Here is a 17,246-nt window from a genome sequence, read left to right as displayed (position 1 = left end):
TTACCGTTCGATTGCCTACAGTATAGGTTATGGAAAGTGCTCGATTATGAAAGGGACATTAGCGGAGATATTGGGATTTCACACATTAAAACTTAGGCCAATATACACTTACCCAAATTACGATGATTCCAGATGCAAATAAAAACATCTCCGGTCGTCGTGATACATATTGTAAATATTCTAAAACAGTGTGACCGATGATAATAAAGTTCAGCTCAAGTATTAAGGTAACGCCTCCTGCGACAGAGAGACCAAAGCCAACTAGAAAAATGAAAAAACGAAAGATCATGTCACATAGGCAAACGTCCTTTTCATTCCTGCCTGTCCCTCCCAACGTTTTTATTACCCATCATATTAACTTGTCCTTCTAATTATGAGTGTTAGAGCATATATCTTTTCATCTATTGGCATAAATGATAAAACGGAATGGGGATATTACATACGAAAGGAGGAGAAAAAGTTGATCGAAAAAGTTGAACAAGCAGTAAGGCAAAACTGGGTTCCATCGTTTCGATACGAAAAAAACGAAACAACACCTTTCACACCTTTTACAAAAGATCTAAGTAATGCAAAAGGTGCTATCATCACAACAGGTGGGGTTTATGTAAAAGGACAAACACCTTTTACCGATCATTTCGGATTAGGTGACCCATCTTACCGAGAAATACCTGCAACTACACCGAACAAAGATCTATCTTTCTCTCATGAACATTATGACCAAACAAACGTAAGGCAGGACCCTAACGTCCTCTTCCCGCTTGAAAGAATGAACGAACTGGTGGAGGAAGGAAGAATTGGGGGACTCGCAGATACCCACTATAGTTTTATGGGCTATATCCCAACCCCTCATCCACTAAAACAGGTTACTGCACCTGAAGTAGCACAAAAACTGCTTCAGCAGAACGTTGATTTCGCATTGTTGGTTCCTTCCTGACCAATTTGCCAACAGTCGGCCGGTCTGGTCGCTCGCATATTGGAAGAACACGGAATTCCAACCGTTACACTCTCGATGTCAAAAGAAATTGCAGACTATGTGAAAATCCCCCGCACGCTATATAGCAGATTTCCTTTTGGGAGTGCTGTAGGACAACCTGGGAATAAAGAACAGCAACAACAGGTTCTTCATAAAGCACTCGATTGCTTGAAAGAGGTAACTGAAGGCGGAACGATCGTGGAATCTAACATAAAGTTTAAGTAACGAAAAAACCGGCTGAATCAGCCGGTTTTTCTCTTAATTCGTTGAAAACTGTTCTTCTTCTGTTGACCCTTTGAGAGCTGTCGTGGAAGAAGTCCCACCTGTAATCACTTGAGATACCGCATCAAAATAACCAGTTCCTACTTCTCTCTGATGCCTTGTCGCAGTGTAGCCATCCGCTTCGCTTGCGAACTCAGCTTGTTGAAGCCTCGAATAAGCAGCCATTCCATGATCTTTGTAATCACGAGCAAGTTCGAACATGCTGTGGTTAAGCGCGTGGAAGCCAGCAAGTGTTACAAACTGGAACTTATAGCCCATCTTCCCTAATTCTTTCTGGAATTTCGCAATCGTTTCGTCATCAAGCTTTTTCTTCCAGTTGAACGATGGAGAGCAATTATATGCGAGAAGTTTTCCAGGGAATTTCTCATGAATCGCATCTGCAAATCGCTTCGCTTCTTCAAGGTTTGGTTCTGATGTTTCACACCAGATCAAATCAGCATAAGGTGCATAAGCAAGCCCTCGAGCGATCGCTTGATCGAGTCCAGCCTTCGTGTAAAAGAACCCTTCAGGAGTTCGTTCACCTGTTAAAAACTCTCGGTCATAGCCGTCTACATCGCTCGTGATCAAGTTAGCAGCGTTCGCGTCTGTTCTAGCGATGATCACTGTTGGTACTCCCATCACGTCAGCCGCTAGTCTTGCGGAGATAAGGTTACGTACAGCTTGCTGCGTTGGAAGCAGCACCTTCCCTCCGAGGTGCCCGCACTTTTTCTCAGAAGATAGCTGATCTTCAAAGTGAACACCTGCAGCACCTGCTTCAATCATGGACTTCATCAGTTCAAATACATTTAGTGCACCACCGAATCCAGCTTCAGCATCCGCTACGATCGGAACAAACCAATCACGATTAAAGCTACCTTCAGAATGCTCAATTTGATCTGCTCTTTGAAGAGCCTGGTTAATTCGCTTTACAACTTGCGGCACGCTGTTTACTGGATATAGACTTTGATCGGGATACATTTGCCCTGAAACGTTTGCGTCAGCAGCTACCTGCCATCCGCTTAAGTATATGGCCTTCAAGCCCGCTTTTACTTGTTGAACGGCTTGATTTCCTGTCAATGCACCAAGCGCATTCACAAAGTCTTCCTCGTGTATGGACTTCCAGAGCCTCTCAGCACCTCTACGTGCTAATGTATATTCGATCTGAACCGATCCTCTTAACTTCATTACGTCTTCAGGTGTGTACGGTCGTTCAACACCTGTAAAACGGTCTGACTTCCAGCTATCCAGTAACTTTTTTCCTTCATTCATCATTAATTCCTCCCCTAAAGTAAGTTAACAAGTGATTCCTTTTCGTTTCTTCCATAACTGATTTGCTTCTGGCATAATATGATCCCAAATGGTTACCATGCTTTCGATGGCTGTATGATTGCAAATACTAATTCCGTCAAACCCTGTTATTGCTTCTGATTCTGCTGCTTTCTCGGTGAACGTTTGCTCTTTAAGTGCGATGACATGAGCACCTCGCACATGGCCGATCGTAATCGTGTTTTGTACGATCTCGCTATCAACGTGTTGATCATCAGTTGCCACCCTAAGACCAGCACAATGGTCTTTAAACTCATAAAGAATGTGTTCGCAGTCTTTATCATTCACTCCGTCAATTTCAATCGCCACTTTCACAGTACCTCTTATAAGTGAAAGTTCAGCTTCAGCGAAAGATATAAGCTTTCTCCATACCCTCGCCATTTCACAAGAATCGATCCCTCTTATTGAAAAGTATGGTGCTGATCGCCTATGTAATAAGGCTTCAGCATTTTGGAACAAGTACTTCCCGAAGATTAATACCGATTCCTTTTCGTTTGCATTAATATTGCACATAATCGCTGGAATCTGACTAGAGCTTCTCAATGCATCTCCGATAGCGCTTTGAAAGTTGTTAAATGTACGATGCGATGATTCTAAAAAGACCGAAATCACCTTCGCCTTGGATTCAAGGCATCTCTTCATTTCTGAATGATGTCTTACAATCAGACCGACTCTCTGGTCTTGCAGATCTCTTCTCACCGGTTTAATGCGCCAGTTGCTGTCTATACGATTTACGTTTGTGTTCAAACCGCTGTTTCTTGGCTCATGTTTCTGCGAGCGTTCTACATCGAATGTATGAATGAGCCTCGATAGGAACTTTGCTTCTTGATCTGACCGTGTTAGTGATACAGTTTTAACATTCACCGTTCCCATTAGAAGCCCCCTTTCAATTAATCCAAACGCCCATTGCCACTGCAACGATGGCAACCAACACAGCCTTCTCCACGACAGTGCTTGCACTGTTCAGCCGTTCTTTCTTTACCATGACAATGAGGACAAGAAAGTTCACCATTTCCAGAACACGTGTAACAATTCATTATTAACTTCCTCCTATCTGTTATAGTACAACTAACTTAATATGTTAGTATTATATAACAATAAAACAAAAAGGTTCAACCTATTTTTCAGAAAAATAAAAATTATTATAAACACCCAAATTAAACTGAGTTTATCGAGTTATTTTTGTGTGATGACACAGAAAAACACAGCATCCTGTGGGATGCTGTGCGTTGTTTTCTTAATATTGTGTTATGATACAGAAATTCTTTCCTAGCTGAGAAGCAGGAAGCTGCTCCTTAACCTTTCATAAGAGTCGTGATTCTCTCGATACTTGAAGCAAAAGAATCCATGTTAACAAATCGTGCTTCGCGTATCGTTTCTTTTCCCTCAACATACAAGAGGAGAACAGGAATCGTAAACACTGAGAACTCACCTGCCGCTTCAGGAACCTCATGTACGTTTAATTTTCCACACTGTATTTCTGGATACTCATTCAGTACTTCTTCTACCTGTGGTAGCAGCGCATGGCAAACTGAACAGTTCGTTCCATACAGGTATAAAAAGAACAATGCTTCATCCTGTATCGCTACTTGTGCATCTTTTAACGTGATTTCTTTCAAATAATCCACCTACCTATGAAGAAACGGTTACTCTTCTATTCTTCGCCTTTACAAACATAAATAATCCATATGCGATGAAACCGAGGGCGACTATAGCTAAGAGTACAGTACCATAAGGCTGTTGTGACAATTCTGAAAGTGCGCCATCGAGTCCTTTTGTTTTATCAGGATCTGCTGTAATCGCTGTTTGAATAAAGAAGATTCCCATTAAGCCGAATACAACACCCCGCGCACTCAAGCCAAATTGACCGACTCGTTTTCCCCACCATTGTTCCTGGTCATGCATATTGTGATTTTTTAAACTCTTCATAAACGACTTCTTGTAAGCTCTAACGATTTGAGTAATGCCGAATACGATGAATCCAACACCAATTAAAGCGATGATCCATTGCCCAAAAGGCTTACTTAGTAACATAGCAGACCATGTTTGTTTTCCGCCTGAAGAAGAACTTCCAGCTCTAGAAATGATCTGTACGGCGTTGTAGGCTAGAAACACATGAACGATCCCACTTCCAACAAATCCAATGCGTAAGAAGATTTCTTTCGTCCCATTTCCTTTTTTCTCCGGATCTTTAATGCCTTGAATACACTTCCACATCGCATAACCAAGTAATCCGACAGCTAAAATCCAAAGAAGTGCTTCTCCAAACGGTTTTGAGGCGACCGCTGCGAAAGCTCCCTTCGAATCAGTCGTTTTTCCTCCCGTACCAATTGCAGCTTGAAAGGCAAGAACACCGATGATCAAATATACAACGCCTTTTGCAATGTAGCCCATCCTTGCCAACCCTCTTATCCAGGGCTTTACATCGTTTTTTGCTTGCTGAGCCTTCGCTCTTGATTGTGTACCTACGTCCATCTCTATTTCTCCTCTCAATCAATTCCATTCCACAGGTATATTCCCTGTGAAATTTCATTTCAATCTAAAAATAAAAAAAGAAATAGCCATCCGAACGAATCCAGCATTCGTTCGGATGGCCCTTCAATTGAGGAGATAGACCCGTGGGTACAGTCTATCGATATGAACTTACTATACTATAAGTCTCTAAATTTTCATATAGTTTCGAATCATTTCTTCTATAATTTATCGCGTTAAATGGATTATGAGTGCTGTGTAGATATTGACCTTCTAGCAAGCACCTTACCTAATAGTCCATGTTTCGGAGATAAAATAAACGTAAGACCAAAGATTAAACCAGCGATGGATGCCATAGAACCTGAAATCGAAATGTTCCATGCAAGCGCCGCGTAATAGCCTCCGACTGCAGAAGCGACCCCGATTACAGCACTGATACAAAGCATAATGATCAATCGATCTGTTAACAAGTACGCGGTGGCTCCAGGTACGATCAACATCGCAACAACTAAGATCGCACCCACACTATCGAAAGATGCTACCGTCGTAATGGATACCATCGACATCAAAAGGTAGTGGATGAAGATGACTGGAATCCCAATTGCTGTTGCCATAGCAGGGTCGAATGAGCTGATTTTAATTTCTTTATAAAAGAAAAAGATTAAGATAAGGTTCAGTATCAGGACAAAACCAAGCATCCATACGGCGGATGGTCCAAGATCCATTCCATTGATCGTTAACGTATCCCATGGAATGAATGTAATTTCACCCATCAATGCATGGTTGACGTCAAGGTGAACTTTTCCTGCAAAAGCTGATAAAAGGATAACTCCAAGAGCAAACAACGATGTGAACACAACGCCGATCGCTGCATCAGATTGAACACCAGACGTATCGAGGACCTGTACTAAGAAGGCAGTCAAAAGACCGATTATTCCAGCACCTACAAGCATATAAATTCCTTCGAGGGAGTGACTTACAAGGTATGCAAGTACGATTCCTAGTAAGACGGTGTGACTGATCGCATCAGCTAACATCGCCATCTTCCTCAATATTAGAAAACACCCAACGATTCCACATGATACTCCTACAAGTGAGCCTGTTAGGATAATCCATGCGCCATAGCTCATGATCAGTTCACCTCCCTTTTCTGTTCAGCATGATTTCCACCAGTTGCAAATACCTCTGGATCTAATTTCGGCGTTCGGTCGTGAACCGCCATATATCCCTTTAGTTCGTTTAACGTTTCCGTTGGAAGTTCTTTATAATTCCAAGAATCGTTTGCGGCTAGTTGAAGATGCGCAAACTTCATTTCATACATCAAGTACGTTTCGAACAATCGATTGTTTAATGTGATTTCATAGCTTTCTACCACGCCGTTAGATGTTAATTTCCATTTGTCTCCCGACTTAGAAACCAAGCCTTCTTTCTCAAGTGATAAAAGATTCGTTTGAAGCTTTCGATCACTCATCGGCCTACGTTCAGCGATCGCGTGAGGTGTGAATTCCACTTCTCCACCGCTTACGGCTGTTGACTCCGTTAAGTCATACAGAGTTTGGAGAACCGTTTCACGAGCGACCTCCTTACGTAACTTATATAGCTTCACACCTTTTGAAACTAAACCGCGTTTTGGAGCGAACACGAGTGAAAAAAGAAACATCAATGTTGCAGCAATAACGATGACTGGACCAGTCGGAAGGCTATTCGCCATCGAACTCAAAATCGTACCGAGCGTTCCTGATAACGCTCCGATTCCTCCTGCAATGATGACCATGCGATCAAGACGATCCGTCCAATAGCGAGCGGATATAGCTGGCGTAATGAGCATCGCAGCCATCAAGATAACACCTACTGCTTGAAGACCGATTACAACAGCACTAACAATCAACGTCATCAATAGAGCGTTCAAAAGCCCTGTAGGTAATCCGATTCCTTTTGCGAATTGACGGTCGAACGTAAAAAGTTTTAGTTCTTTAAACAAGAGATACGTGATGATCAGTAGTACGATTGCGACGCTAGAAATGACCTTCACATCATTTCCAACTAATGATGCAGCCTGCCCAAAAATAAAATCATCTAGACCACTTTGATTTCCGTTTTCCGATTGTGCAATTTTCGTTAAAAGTACGATACCAAAACCAAAGAACACGGAGAGCACTAGACCGATCGCCGTGTCTTCTTTGATTCTTGAATGATGGATGATCGATTGGATAAAATAGGTCGCTAACAAACCTGATAGCGCGGCACCAATAAGAAACCAACCGATCGACTTCGTACCGTATAGGAGAAATGCGATACAGATACCTGGCAATGCCGCGTGGGCCATCGCATCTCCGATCAAGCTTTGTTTACGAAGCAGCGCAAAACTACCGAGCACGCCGCTCGCTATACCGAGAAGTATGGATCCAAAGAGGACCCATTGTGTATTAGCATCCTGTAGAGTCAGGAGTATCTCATTCCACATTGCCGGTCCTCCTTATCACTGTTGAACGAACGGTTGATTCACTTGCTGATCTAGAAACGCAAGTCTTCCTCCGTACGTTTTCTGTAAATTATCGATCGTAAATACTTCTTCAGTCGGCCCAAGTGCTACCTGCCTTTTATTTAATAGAAGAGTCCAATCAAAATACTCTTTGACTGTTTGGAGGTCGTGATGGACCACCAATACCGTTTTACCCTGGGCTTTCAACTCGTTCAATAATGCGATGATCGCTTTTTCTGTAGCAGCATCAACCCCAACGAACGGTTCATCCATAAAATAAACGGTAGCATCTTGAGCAAGAGCTCTTGCAAGAAACACACGCTGTTGCTGCCCACCTGAAAGCTGGCTGATCTGTCTATCTGCATACTCTTTCATACCAACTTTATCAAGTGCCTGCATCGCGATTTTAGTATCCTTCTTACCAGGTCTCTTAAACCATCCAATGTGACCATATCTCCCCATTAAAACGACATCAAGCGCATTCGTTGGAAAATCCCAATCGACGGAGCCTCGCTGAGGTACGTATCCAACGAGTTTTCTCTGAGCCTTGTAGGGTTTGCCGTATATCTGAACAGTGCCAGAAGCTGTTGGAATAAGTCCTAAAATTGCTTTGATCAATGTAGATTTTCCAGCACCGTTAGGACCTACGATTCCAATAAGCTTTCCTTCAGGGACATTGAATGTCACTTCCTGAAGCACTGGCTTTCTGTCATATGCAACTGTTACGTTAGATATATCAACGGGATTCATTCCTGAAACTCCTTTCGACTTCTTACAGCCTTATTTTAACGAATTCGTGATCGTATCGATGTTGTGTCGGTACATTCCTGTGTACGTACCTTCTGGCGTTCCCTTTTCTCCCATTGCATCAGAGTACAATTCACCGCCAATTTTCACATCGTGACCCTTTTCTTTTGCACCTTCGACTACTGCATTGATTGAGCGTTCTGAGATACTCGTCTCGATAAATACAGCTTTAATGTTTCTGTCAACAAGAACGTTCACAAGGTCTTGCACATCGCGCAGGCCGTATTCTGAATCGGTGCTTAGTCCTTGCAATCCTTTTACTTCCATTCCGTATGCCTGACCGAAATACTGAAACGCATCGTGTGCCGTTACTAACACGCGGCTTTCTTCAGGAATCTCGTTGATCTTCTTCTGAGCTTCTGCCTGCACTTCTTCTAATTCCTTAATATAAGCTTCTGTATTCTTCGTATATTCTTCTTTATTCTCCGGATCATATTCAATTAAACCATCGCGAACTTCTTCAACTGCATATTTCCATAGATCGATATTAAACCAAACGTGTGGATCAATTGCAGATGCATCAGCTTGATCTTGAAGAAGTTCTTCTTCTGGAATAGCTTCAGCAATCGGGTAAGTCGGCTTATCTTTCTTCATCTTCGCGAAGATGTCTCCCATCTTTCCTTCAAGATGAAGTCCATTGTAGAAAATAATATCTGCATTTGAAAGTTTTTTGATGTCTCCCTGTGAAGCATTGTATAAGTGAGGGTCAATACCTGGTCCCATTAGTCCATCCACTTCTACGTGTTCTCCACCTACATTTTCAACGATATCTGCAATTTGACCAATCGTAGTTGTAACAACGATTTTTTCGTCCCCGCTGCCTGCATCTGTGCTACCACAAGCTGAAAGAACGACCGCAAGTACCGCCCCTAGAAATAGTCCGATAAATTTTTTCATAAATTGTTCCTCACTTTCGATTAGTTATGATAGTATTCTTCGGTTGTGAATTTGTGCATAGCCGAAAAAAAGGTGCCTCGGCGCATTAGTGACGAGCAGTCTTGGCCATGTTTATATTTGTTTCCCATGGGCAAACTTTGATTAAAAAAAAGGAAGCCAAGACTGACTTTCAACTTTTTTATCTCACTATGCATTCACACACAAATGTTTCCTTAGTACAAAACTATCGCGTTCTGCCACCTTTGTCAACATTATTTTATTCATTTTATAGCCGTTTAGAATCATAAGCGTGATGAATGTCACAGTTTTCTTTCAAATCAGTCTATACAATAGCACTATAAACTGCTACTCAATAGGTAAATGCCAGCAAAAAAATTGATAGGAGGAAGAGAACATGAAAGGATTATCTGAAATCATTCGAAGACACCGACTTGAAAAAGGGATGACGATTGAAGAGCTTGCTGTAAAAGTCCGTATTGGAAAAGGGGTAATGAAGGCAATCGAAGATAACCGCAAATCTCCCGATGGGCAAACGCTTTTAAAAATTTCAACCGCTTTGGACATTCCCGCTTCAGAATTCAAAGGATTTGACTACCCTCATATCGAGCAGCCAAAAGAATCGACGAAAAATGGGAGTTAGATCATAGTAACAAATTAGCGTTACGCCGGAAGCTTCTGTTGGTCAAATACTAAAACAAATACGTTTTTACAATAGAAAAAGCGCTGACTGCTGTCAGCGCTTTAATTGACTTTTATTAAATTTTCTTCAACAGAAGGCAAGACGACTTCTACAGTGGTTCCCTTTCCCTCACGACTTGTCAGCTGAAGCGTACCACCATGATTCTCGATGATGTTGAAGCTTACCATCATCCCTAGACCCGTTCCGTTTTCCTTCAACGTGTAGAACGGTTCACCGATTCGTTTCAGGTGTTCATCTGAAATCCCCACACCTTGATCTGTTATACGTACTAACGCTTCGTTCTCCTCATTCAGCAAAACCTTCACCGTTATGATTCCACCATCAGGCATCGCCTCGATCGCATTCTTAATAAGGTTAACAAATACTTGTTTAATTTGGTTTTCTTCACAAGTGATCAGGAGGCGATCAAATTCGTAATGCGTTCGAATCACAACATCATTTAAAATCGCTTGTGTTTTTAGCAATGTAACCACATGCCTTAGGAGTGAGATCAGGTCACATCGAGCGAACTCTTTGTCGTGAGGCCTAGCGAGGAGCATAAACTCACTAACGATCACATTGATCCGATCGATCTCAGAGAGCATGATCTGTAAAAACTCTTTCGACTTCACGTCTGTTGTAGATGTTGAAAGGATGTTTGCAAACCCTTTTAAGGATGTAAGTGGATTACGAATCTCATGTCCTACACCAGCAGCTAACTCACCTACTGCCGTCAATTTCTCAGATTTTCTGAGAAGCTCTTCTGTTTCTTTTATCTCAGTGATATCTTCTACAATGACGATGACCCCTTTTATGCTAGCATCGATCACATGAGGAATCATAATTAACTTAACTTTGACAGAGTCCCCCATCTTGTGAAGGATCGCTGACTCACATTTTTGTGACACTCCTCTCTTCACTTCTACAAAGCACTTCACAACTCTTTTTTTCGTTCCACCTGAAAGGATGTTATAACAATTGAGATTTGTTGCCTCTTTTAACGTATAGCCTGATATTTCCTCTAAAGCAGGATTGATGTTGATGATCATTCCCTCTAGATCAACGAGCATGATGCCATCTGGGTTGTTCTCTACAAGAGAAAGATAGCGTCGTTCACTCTCCCGCAGTTGAGCTGTCTTTAATGCTAACTTTCGATCTCTAACGACACTGATTAGAAGAAGGACCGTTACAATAAAAACAGCAGTTAAAACAAGATATTGCATCATAGAATTTCCACTGTAGTTCTCAAGGTTAAACGATGTAGATGATGAAGCATAAGAAATCGAGAAGTAATGAACGGATGCGATCCCTAATCCGATTACTAGAGCACCGACTAAATTATTAATAAACTGACGCTTTTCATTTCTCATACCGTATACGATCCAAAAGCTACTAAACGATGAAAACAGAGCAATAAAAGCAGTTACAACCAATTGCCAGGCGTTTTCTAAACTATAAGATATGCCTAGGATATTAACAGAACTCAAAAGCTGAAGTGCTAGCAAGGTCACCGTTAATGAGATACTGCACAACAAAACAGTAATAAAACGACCGAGCTTTAATGAAAGTAAAAAAAACGTCGCGATCGAACCGAGCAACGGTAGCATAAGAGAAAGCACGATGAAACGCGGTGTATCGAACTGTGATGTAATATTGCTCGAGTACCCATGCAAGCCTATATAATAAAGAATCCAAATACCAGAACCAAGCGTAACCGCACTTCCAATCACCCATAGCCTCTTCGCTCTGTAAGTAGCATTTAATGATCGCTCATGAAAGTCGAATGCCGTATAGGCATAGCTCACCACCATGAATAGTGACAGTGCAACAAGAAAGAAGTGAAATGTATAGGTGAAATTCCCCATAGAATACCCCGCTCAAATTGTGAATGATTGCAACACAATGTAAAAATTGAATTGTTATGTAATCTATTAGACATTTCTTTGTAATACCCTTCCATCTTTCAGCAAAATATCCTAAATTTCTCAAAGCAGCGCATCCATTTATAGGCACGACTTCTCGAGTGTTTTATAATAATAGTACCAACATAGAAGAGGAGCCTTCTTATGGATCAACTACTATTCAAAGTACAGAGAGTCATACGACTTGAAAACTATCATATTCCAGACACGCTTGAAGCGGAGGTAGAAGTAGAGTTGATCGATCGCAAATCAGGAGATCTGCTCAAACAAGCTGTCCTACCAGTCCGCTTCAATGAACATGGTGCCTTTCCTTCGATCTCACATGTTCGCTCATTTTCAAGCGATAAAAAAACGCAAACGAAGTTATTGTTTGACATCAGACGATACATTAGAAAACTTCGTCCGTTCTTAGAACCTGATCAAGATTGATTCACATCATAAAGGTATTTATAGATGTTACAAGCAACCTGAATATTTAATAAATCCCCAGGTGAGTTAAAATCAACAGACAGAATCTCTTGTATTCTTTGCATACGATAGTTCATCGTATTGACGTGAATATGAAGTAATTCAGATGCTCTTCTTAAATCCTGTCCAGTAGATAGGTAGATGAAGAGTGTATGAAAAAGGTCGCCTTTCCTGCGTTTCTCGTACCTCAATAGTGGACTCAGATAGTCGAGCGTGTAATCGGAAAGCTCTTTTTCATTATTGTTCAGTAACAACCTTAGTGCTCCGATATCGCCGTATGACGCAACACTCCCCTCAAAGGTGAACCTCCGTAAAAACAGCACGGTTTTCTTCGCTTCTTTAAACGTTTCAAACAGCTGCTGCATTCCTTTAACAGGTTTTCCGATTCCGATTCTGTATTGTGGGTCATCGATCACTGAGTTGAGTAGCGATGTAAGCTTTTCAACGAAAGTGTCAACCTTCTCTATTGCATCGTGATGCTCTTCTTCTTTGTCAAAATAGAAGAGCAAAACGATCTGCCTTCCCCACTCCGTAACGTGGATGTTTTTACATTGAAATTGAGAAATAGAATGCTGAATCGCAGCATGAACGCACTGTCGCAACCACTCTTCCTTATCTGGACCCGTTTCCTTAGGAAGATCGATAAGTGAGATCGTATACAAACCGTCTTCACTCGTATGCAGTCGCGTGGCAAGATAGTCAACATCCGCATCCTCACCTTCGACTGACATCATATTGATTAATAGCTCATTCGTAAGCCGGTGCTTCTCCTTTTCATCCCCTTCTTTCTTCATTAACTGCAATCCAGCAACGGTACAAGAATGCCAGATAGCAGAGTGTTCAAACCTTGTTAACTGAGTGCCATTCGATAAGATCGCTAGATAGCCTGTTGGAAACGTTAACCTTCCTAAAGCGAACAGCATAAAGCCGTCTCCGTGGAACATGCTCTTTCCAATGCTTCTCTCCGTTGAACGTATATTACAATGAATGGCTTCCCTCATTTCTTCAACATGAGGAAAGTCCTCTATGCTCGTTGCTTGAACATCTCCAAAAGCACTAAACAACACGACTGGACGGTCGATTGAATTTGCTAAGAAGGTACAGATGTTCTGAAAAGAGTTCTCTTCCATCCCAAAATCAGAGAGAGATTGATGCGTTTCAACCGATTTTGAAAGATTTTCATTTTGTTCAACGACCGTTTTATTGAACGTTTTTAATTTCTCGATCGAAACTTTTTTATTTTCATAAAGACCTGCATTTTCAATCGCGATTGCAGCTTGTGAAGAGATCGCTTCAACGAGCTTGATATCTTCCTCTTCAAACTGCTTCATCTCATTAAAATTATCGAGCACGATCACACCTGTACAAGAAGATTCTTTCTTGATCGGAACACAAACTGTACTCATCGGTAAGCGGATTGCCGACTCATGATACAGTTCCCTATTACGTGAGGTCATCGTGCTCATCGCCTCGGCTGCTTTTTCACTCGTAGGAAAATGCATTGTCTTCTCTTTTTCGAACGAAAGCCCTGTCATCGATTCTCCAGGATACAATACGACGTCATTCAGGCTCGTTTTATTAAACCCTGTTGAAGCAGCAACTTTCAGCCCCCCCTCGTTTTCGTCTAACAGAAAAAGAATGCCTCCTTCAGCGGCATCGATCGCAGAAACTGCTTCTTCAATCACCGACTGTATAACAGAGTAAAAATTTAAAGATGAATTAAAAATCGTGGAAACTTCCATGAGTAGATGAAGTTGACGTTTACTTAGTTCAGCTTCATTGTTTAGTAATCCTTTCGACATACGCCCACTCCCAATCCGTCTAAACTCTCTCTATCTATGAGTCTTCTCTAAATATTTTAATGCAACCTCACCAAGCGTTTTCGCTGCGATCAGCATCGCTTTCTCATCGATATCGAACATCGGATGATGATGAGGGTAAACAGCATTTATATCTTCATTTCTTGCTCCAGTTAAAAAGAATGTACCTGGGACTTGCTGTAAGTAGTATGATACATCTTCCCCTACCATCAATACTTCTGTTTCAATAGCTTCGTTTACGGCATCGACTTGGTCTGCTACTTCCGCGAGCAGCTTTGTTTCCTCTTCATGAGTAACGACTGGAGGATACCCTCTTTTATATGTGAAGGAATAGTCGGCTCCAACTGCGTCACAAGCTGCTTTGATCATTCTTTCCATTCTTTTCACGATATCTTCACGCACTTCCATATCAAACGTTCTAACAGTCCCTGTTAACGTAGCCGATTCAGAAATGACGTTGTACGCAGAGCCTGCATGAAATGACCCAACAGATAAGACTGCTGTTTTGGAAGGATCGATCGAGCGGCTGACGATCTGCTGTAGACTTCCGACGAGCTGACTCGCGATGACGATGGAATCGATCGCCTCATGCGGAATACCGCCGTGTCCACCTTTTCCTTTTATGACGATTTCAAACGAGTCTGCTGCTGCCATCAGTTCGCCCGCTCTGTAAGCGACCGTTCCTGTTGGAAAACCAGACCAGAGGTGCGTTCCAAATAAAGCATCTACACCGTCGAGACACCCATCTTCTATCATCGGTTTTGCTCCGCCTGGTGCAAGCTCTTCAGCAAACTGATGGATGAAAACAATCGTGCCAGTGAGGTTTTCTCTTTGCTCATAAAGCGCTTGGGCTAAATAAAGCAATGTTGCGGTGTGGCCATCGTGTCCACAAGCGTGCATGACGCCTGGAACCGTAGACTTATACGGAACTTCTTTTTGATCATGAATCGGAAGGGCATCAAAATCTGCCCGAAGCGCGACAGTTTTACCAGGTTGGTTTCCTTTCAACGTCGCTACGACACCTCTTCCTCCTACTTCGGTTCGCACTTCCATTCCGAGACTTTCATAAAAGGATGCAATCAATTCAGGAGTTCGAATTTCTTCGAATGAAAGTTCTGGGTGCTGGTGAAGATCTCTTCTAAGTGACACCATATTTGGGTAAAGCTCTTCGAGTCTCTTATGTAACGTTTCCTTCATGTCGTTAACCCCTCTCCTGTGTTCAAAGTTGTGATTAGACTTATGAGTAGTTTAACAAAAAAGACTGGTAAAAAAAGGCTAATTTCAATAATTTTCTGTTAAATCTCAAATTTTCTAACAGTTTACCATAACGATTCGAACGAGGCGCGTCGTTTGTTAGGGAAGTCGATTGCATTGCAATCATATTGGAACTTTTCTAAAATAATGGAAGAGTATAGAGGAGGTTTATACGATGCATATTTTACTATTAGGCAGCACGGGGAGAGTCGGAAGTCACGTATTAAAATCAGCAGTCGAAGACGGCCATGACGTGACTGTCCTCGTCCGTTCTGAAGAGAGGCTACAAATAAAGGAAGGGCTTACGATTATCGAAGGAGATGTGCTCGATGCATCAAAACTTGATGAGGCTGCACGTAATGCGGACGTGATCGTTAGTGCCCTCAGTACAGATAAGACAACAACGTTATCTGAAAGCACTCCGCTCATCATCGACACGATGAAAAAACATCATATTAAGAGGATCGTTACCGTTGGAACAGCAGGAATATTGAATAGCCGCACAAACCCGGAGCTGTTCCGTTATGAATCACCGGAGTCTAAACGGAAAACGACGAGGGCAGCTGAAGAACACCGAAGCGTCTACGAAGCATTAAAAGAAACGGACCTAGACTGGACGATTGTTTGTCCAACATACTTACCTGATGGTGAAGCTGTCGGACATTACCGCACGGAACAAGATGTTTTACCTGAAGACGGAAAGAAAATTACTGTAGGTGATACCGCGGACTTTGTTTACAAAGAACTCTTTGAAAAAAACCACCTTCGTAAGCGAGTTGGGATTTGCTACTGATCATTGAGTCATGCCAGTGTCCTTCACTTTCACATCGACCGATAACGTAATCGGTGTCGTTTGAAGGATGCTTTCTTTATCTAACGTTTTCCATTCCTTATAGGACAATGCGTTTCGCACATACTGCTTTAATCCTAGGCTGTCTGTGCGATTCTCTTTTAAAACGGAAAGAACTTTTTCACCATTTTGTTTGATATAGTCTTCTGTTAGCTTTTCGATCTTTTTACTTTCTGCAGGAGAAGAAATCACGCCCTCTTTTGTATCTTCGAGAACCGAGCCTCTTAAATAGATCTTAATCTCGATCCCAGTGATTTCCTTTCCCTTCTTCTTCACCTTAACGTCTCGATCACTCTCACTATAATTAAAATTAATATACCGCATATGTTCGCCGTCTGGCATCTTCACCGTTAACTCACTCGAATTCACTTTTCCGTAAAGTGTTAAAAAGATTCGAGATAACTCTGAATCCAAACTGCCTACATACCGATCGTCCTTAAATAACGCCGTCCCCTTTAGATTGGCTCTACCCTCTGTCAGGCCTATTAAAGGTGTTACAGGGTCAATTCCATCATCAAGGAGATCTCTATAAAAAATGTGGATGTCTGAATTAGGAACTAAATATTCCTTGGCAGCTTTCTTGATCATTTTTTCCATATAATCACCGATGTTTTCAACACCAGTTGACTTTAAGATGGCTACACCTTCGCCCTCTGCAACCATCGCCTTTACACGTGAACCTATTTCTTGCTCCCTTTCCATCGCTTGAATGATATCCTCGATTCCCTTTGATGCTAATTCTTCTCCAAATATCACTGAACGAATTTGCCCATTCACTAATTTTTGGCGGGTCTGATTTGCCAATTTCTCTTCAGCTTCTTTCATAAGGCTCGCTTCTGCTTCAAGTATTTCTTGTTCTGATGTTGCTTCGATGGAGTAATCAGGAATCACAGCCGTAACTTTCATCTTGTGCTCTTCCGATTCACTAATATCGTCGTAACTGATTAAACTAACAATTCCAAGTTGTTCGATGATTTTTTGGTCGTTACAACCTGTCAGCAGCAAGGAAAGAATGACCATGATAACACAACTCAT

At 41.8% G+C, this 17,246-nt stretch carries 19 protein-coding genes; 5 read left to right on the top strand and 14 right to left on the bottom strand.

Annotated features, from left to right (window positions below; all coding sequences use genetic code 11):
- Positions 1–85: 85 nt before the first annotated feature.
- The gene (locus tag ACXAHI_RS16885; RefSeq protein WP_474814827.1) at positions 86–289 is read right to left on the bottom strand and encodes a YuzI family membrane protein; all 204 of its coding nucleotides are present in this window, start codon (positions 287–289) and stop codon (positions 86–88) included.
- A gap of 171 nt (positions 290–460) precedes the next feature.
- On the opposite strand from ACXAHI_RS16885, the gene ACXAHI_RS16880 reads away from it, so the two are divergent.
- Positions 461–934: a glycine/sarcosine/betaine reductase selenoprotein B family protein gene (locus ACXAHI_RS16880; RefSeq protein ID WP_474812500.1), complete on the top strand. Its 474-nt coding sequence runs from the start codon at positions 461–463 to the stop codon at positions 932–934.
- A gap of 39 nt (positions 935–973) precedes the next feature.
- The gene (locus ACXAHI_RS16875) at positions 974–1,198 is read left to right on the top strand and encodes a hypothetical protein (protein ID WP_270181531.1); all 225 of its coding nucleotides are present in this window, start codon (positions 974–976) and stop codon (positions 1,196–1,198) included.
- A 33-nt stretch (positions 1,199–1,231) separates the two neighbouring features.
- On the opposite strand, the gene aceA is transcribed toward ACXAHI_RS16875, so the two are convergent.
- The 9 genes from aceA to ACXAHI_RS16830 form a co-directional block, all read right to left on the bottom strand.
- A complete protein-coding gene (aceA, locus tag ACXAHI_RS16870; RefSeq protein ID WP_474849836.1) occupies positions 1,232–2,506 on the bottom strand; it encodes an isocitrate lyase in 1,275 nt (424 codons plus the stop codon).
- Between the two features lie 21 nt (positions 2,507–2,527).
- Positions 2,528–3,433: an aldolase/citrate lyase/malate synthase family protein gene (locus ACXAHI_RS16865; RefSeq protein ID WP_474849834.1), complete on the bottom strand. Its 906-nt coding sequence runs from the start codon at positions 3,431–3,433 to the stop codon at positions 2,528–2,530.
- 13 nt (positions 3,434–3,446) lie between these two features.
- Positions 3,447–3,572 (bottom strand): hypothetical protein, encoded by a 126-nt coding sequence (locus ACXAHI_RS16860; protein ID WP_474849832.1) that lies wholly within the window; start codon positions 3,570–3,572, stop codon positions 3,447–3,449.
- A 283-nt stretch (positions 3,573–3,855) separates the two neighbouring features.
- Complete coding sequence (locus ACXAHI_RS16855; protein ID WP_474849830.1) at positions 3,856–4,179, bottom strand: thioredoxin family protein; 324 nt, start codon at positions 4,177–4,179, stop codon at positions 3,856–3,858.
- A 13-nt stretch (positions 4,180–4,192) separates the two neighbouring features.
- Positions 4,193–5,035 (bottom strand): DUF1206 domain-containing protein, encoded by an 843-nt coding sequence (locus tag ACXAHI_RS16850; RefSeq protein WP_474849828.1) that lies wholly within the window; start codon positions 5,033–5,035, stop codon positions 4,193–4,195.
- Positions 5,036–5,277: 242 nt separating this feature from the next.
- Positions 5,278–6,162: a metal ABC transporter permease gene (locus ACXAHI_RS16845; protein WP_270181525.1), complete on the bottom strand. Its 885-nt coding sequence runs from the start codon at positions 6,160–6,162 to the stop codon at positions 5,278–5,280.
- 2 nt (positions 6,163–6,164) lie between these two features.
- Positions 6,165–7,496 carry a metal ABC transporter permease gene (locus ACXAHI_RS16840; protein WP_474849826.1) on the bottom strand — a complete coding sequence of 444 codons (1,332 nt, stop codon included), beginning with the start codon at positions 7,494–7,496 and terminating at the stop codon, positions 6,165–6,167.
- Between the two features lie 15 nt (positions 7,497–7,511).
- The gene (locus ACXAHI_RS16835; protein WP_474849824.1) at positions 7,512–8,264 is read right to left on the bottom strand and encodes a metal ABC transporter ATP-binding protein; all 753 of its coding nucleotides are present in this window, start codon (positions 8,262–8,264) and stop codon (positions 7,512–7,514) included.
- Between the two features lie 30 nt (positions 8,265–8,294).
- A complete protein-coding gene (locus ACXAHI_RS16830; protein WP_474849822.1) occupies positions 8,295–9,218 on the bottom strand; it encodes a metal ABC transporter solute-binding protein, Zn/Mn family in 924 nt (307 codons plus the stop codon).
- A 394-nt stretch (positions 9,219–9,612) separates the two neighbouring features.
- Between ACXAHI_RS16830 and ACXAHI_RS16825 the strand changes: the two genes are divergently transcribed.
- Positions 9,613–9,858 carry a helix-turn-helix domain-containing protein gene (locus ACXAHI_RS16825; protein WP_474849820.1) on the top strand — a complete coding sequence of 82 codons (246 nt, stop codon included), beginning with the start codon at positions 9,613–9,615 and terminating at the stop codon, positions 9,856–9,858.
- A 101-nt stretch (positions 9,859–9,959) separates the two neighbouring features.
- On the opposite strand, the gene ACXAHI_RS16820 is transcribed toward ACXAHI_RS16825, so the two are convergent.
- Positions 9,960–11,762, bottom strand: coding sequence for an ATP-binding protein (locus ACXAHI_RS16820; protein ID WP_474849818.1), 1,803 nt, complete (start codon positions 11,760–11,762; stop codon positions 9,960–9,962).
- 201 nt (positions 11,763–11,963) lie between these two features.
- Between ACXAHI_RS16820 and ACXAHI_RS16815 the strand changes: the two genes are divergently transcribed.
- The gene (locus tag ACXAHI_RS16815; protein ID WP_474849816.1) at positions 11,964–12,248 is read left to right on the top strand and encodes a hypothetical protein; all 285 of its coding nucleotides are present in this window, start codon (positions 11,964–11,966) and stop codon (positions 12,246–12,248) included.
- Here ACXAHI_RS16815 and ACXAHI_RS16810 read toward each other — a convergent pair.
- Both ACXAHI_RS16810 and ACXAHI_RS16805 read right to left on the bottom strand, forming a co-directional pair.
- Positions 12,239–14,089: a helix-turn-helix domain-containing protein gene (locus ACXAHI_RS16810; protein WP_474849814.1), complete on the bottom strand. Its 1,851-nt coding sequence runs from the start codon at positions 14,087–14,089 to the stop codon at positions 12,239–12,241. The two genes, ACXAHI_RS16815 and ACXAHI_RS16810, sit on opposite strands and share 10 nt — an antisense overlap.
- A gap of 30 nt (positions 14,090–14,119) precedes the next feature.
- A complete protein-coding gene (locus ACXAHI_RS16805) occupies positions 14,120–15,304 on the bottom strand; it encodes an amidohydrolase (protein WP_474849812.1) in 1,185 nt (394 codons plus the stop codon).
- 232 nt (positions 15,305–15,536) lie between these two features.
- Here ACXAHI_RS16805 and ACXAHI_RS16800 point away from each other — a divergent pair, with 232 nt between their 5' ends.
- A complete protein-coding gene (locus ACXAHI_RS16800; protein WP_474849810.1) occupies positions 15,537–16,154 on the top strand; it encodes an NAD(P)-dependent oxidoreductase in 618 nt (205 codons plus the stop codon).
- On the opposite strand, the gene ACXAHI_RS16795 is transcribed toward ACXAHI_RS16800, so the two are convergent.
- Positions 16,155–17,246, bottom strand: coding sequence for a Ger(x)C family spore germination protein (locus ACXAHI_RS16795; protein ID WP_474849918.1), 1,092 nt, complete (start codon positions 17,244–17,246; stop codon positions 16,155–16,157).

It is taken from the genome of Anaerobacillus sp. ABD4_527 (assembly GCF_056160805.1).
This window is presented reverse-complemented; position numbering and strand designations above follow the sequence as displayed.

Bases quoted from the DNA above. Each gene is read 5' to 3' on its own strand.
- ACXAHI_RS16885 (WP_474814827.1), bottom strand. From the start codon at position 289: ATGATCTTTCGTTTTTTCATTTTTCTAGTTGGCTTTGGTCTCTCTGTC.
- aceA (WP_474849836.1), bottom strand. From the start codon at position 2,506: ATGATGAATGAAGGAAAAAAGTTACTGGATAGCTGGAAGTCAGACCGT.
- ACXAHI_RS16865 (WP_474849834.1), bottom strand. From the start codon at position 3,433: ATGGGAACGGTGAATGTTAAAACTGTATCACTAACACGGTCAGATCAA.
- ACXAHI_RS16860 (WP_474849832.1), bottom strand. From the start codon at position 3,572: ATGGTGAACTTTCTTGTCCTCATTGTCATGGTAAAGAAAGAACGGCTG.
- ACXAHI_RS16850 (WP_474849828.1), bottom strand. From the start codon at position 5,035: ATGGACGTAGGTACACAATCAAGAGCGAAGGCTCAGCAAGCAAAAAAC.
- ACXAHI_RS16845 (WP_270181525.1), bottom strand. From the start codon at position 6,162: ATGAGCTATGGCGCATGGATTATCCTAACAGGCTCACTTGTAGGAGTA.
- ACXAHI_RS16840 (WP_474849826.1), bottom strand. From the start codon at position 7,496: ATGTGGAATGAGATACTCCTGACTCTACAGGATGCTAATACACAATGG.
- ACXAHI_RS16835 (WP_474849824.1), bottom strand. From the start codon at position 8,264: ATGAATCCCGTTGATATATCTAACGTAACAGTTGCATATGACAGAAAG.
- ACXAHI_RS16830 (WP_474849822.1), bottom strand. From the start codon at position 9,218: ATGAAAAAATTTATCGGACTATTTCTAGGGGCGGTACTTGCGGTCGTT.
- ACXAHI_RS16825 (WP_474849820.1), top strand. From the start codon at position 9,613: ATGAAAGGATTATCTGAAATCATTCGAAGACACCGACTTGAAAAAGGG.
- ACXAHI_RS16820 (WP_474849818.1), bottom strand. From the start codon at position 11,762: ATGGGGAATTTCACCTATACATTTCACTTCTTTCTTGTTGCACTGTCA.
- ACXAHI_RS16815 (WP_474849816.1), top strand. From the start codon at position 11,964: ATGGATCAACTACTATTCAAAGTACAGAGAGTCATACGACTTGAAAAC.
- ACXAHI_RS16810 (WP_474849814.1), bottom strand. From the start codon at position 14,089: ATGTCGAAAGGATTACTAAACAATGAAGCTGAACTAAGTAAACGTCAA.
- ACXAHI_RS16805 (WP_474849812.1), bottom strand. From the start codon at position 15,304: ATGAAGGAAACGTTACATAAGAGACTCGAAGAGCTTTACCCAAATATG.
- ACXAHI_RS16800 (WP_474849810.1), top strand. From the start codon at position 15,537: ATGCATATTTTACTATTAGGCAGCACGGGGAGAGTCGGAAGTCACGTA.
- ACXAHI_RS16795 (WP_474849918.1), bottom strand. From the start codon at position 17,246: ATGAGTTGTGTTATCATGGTCATTCTTTCCTTGCTGCTGACAGGTTGT.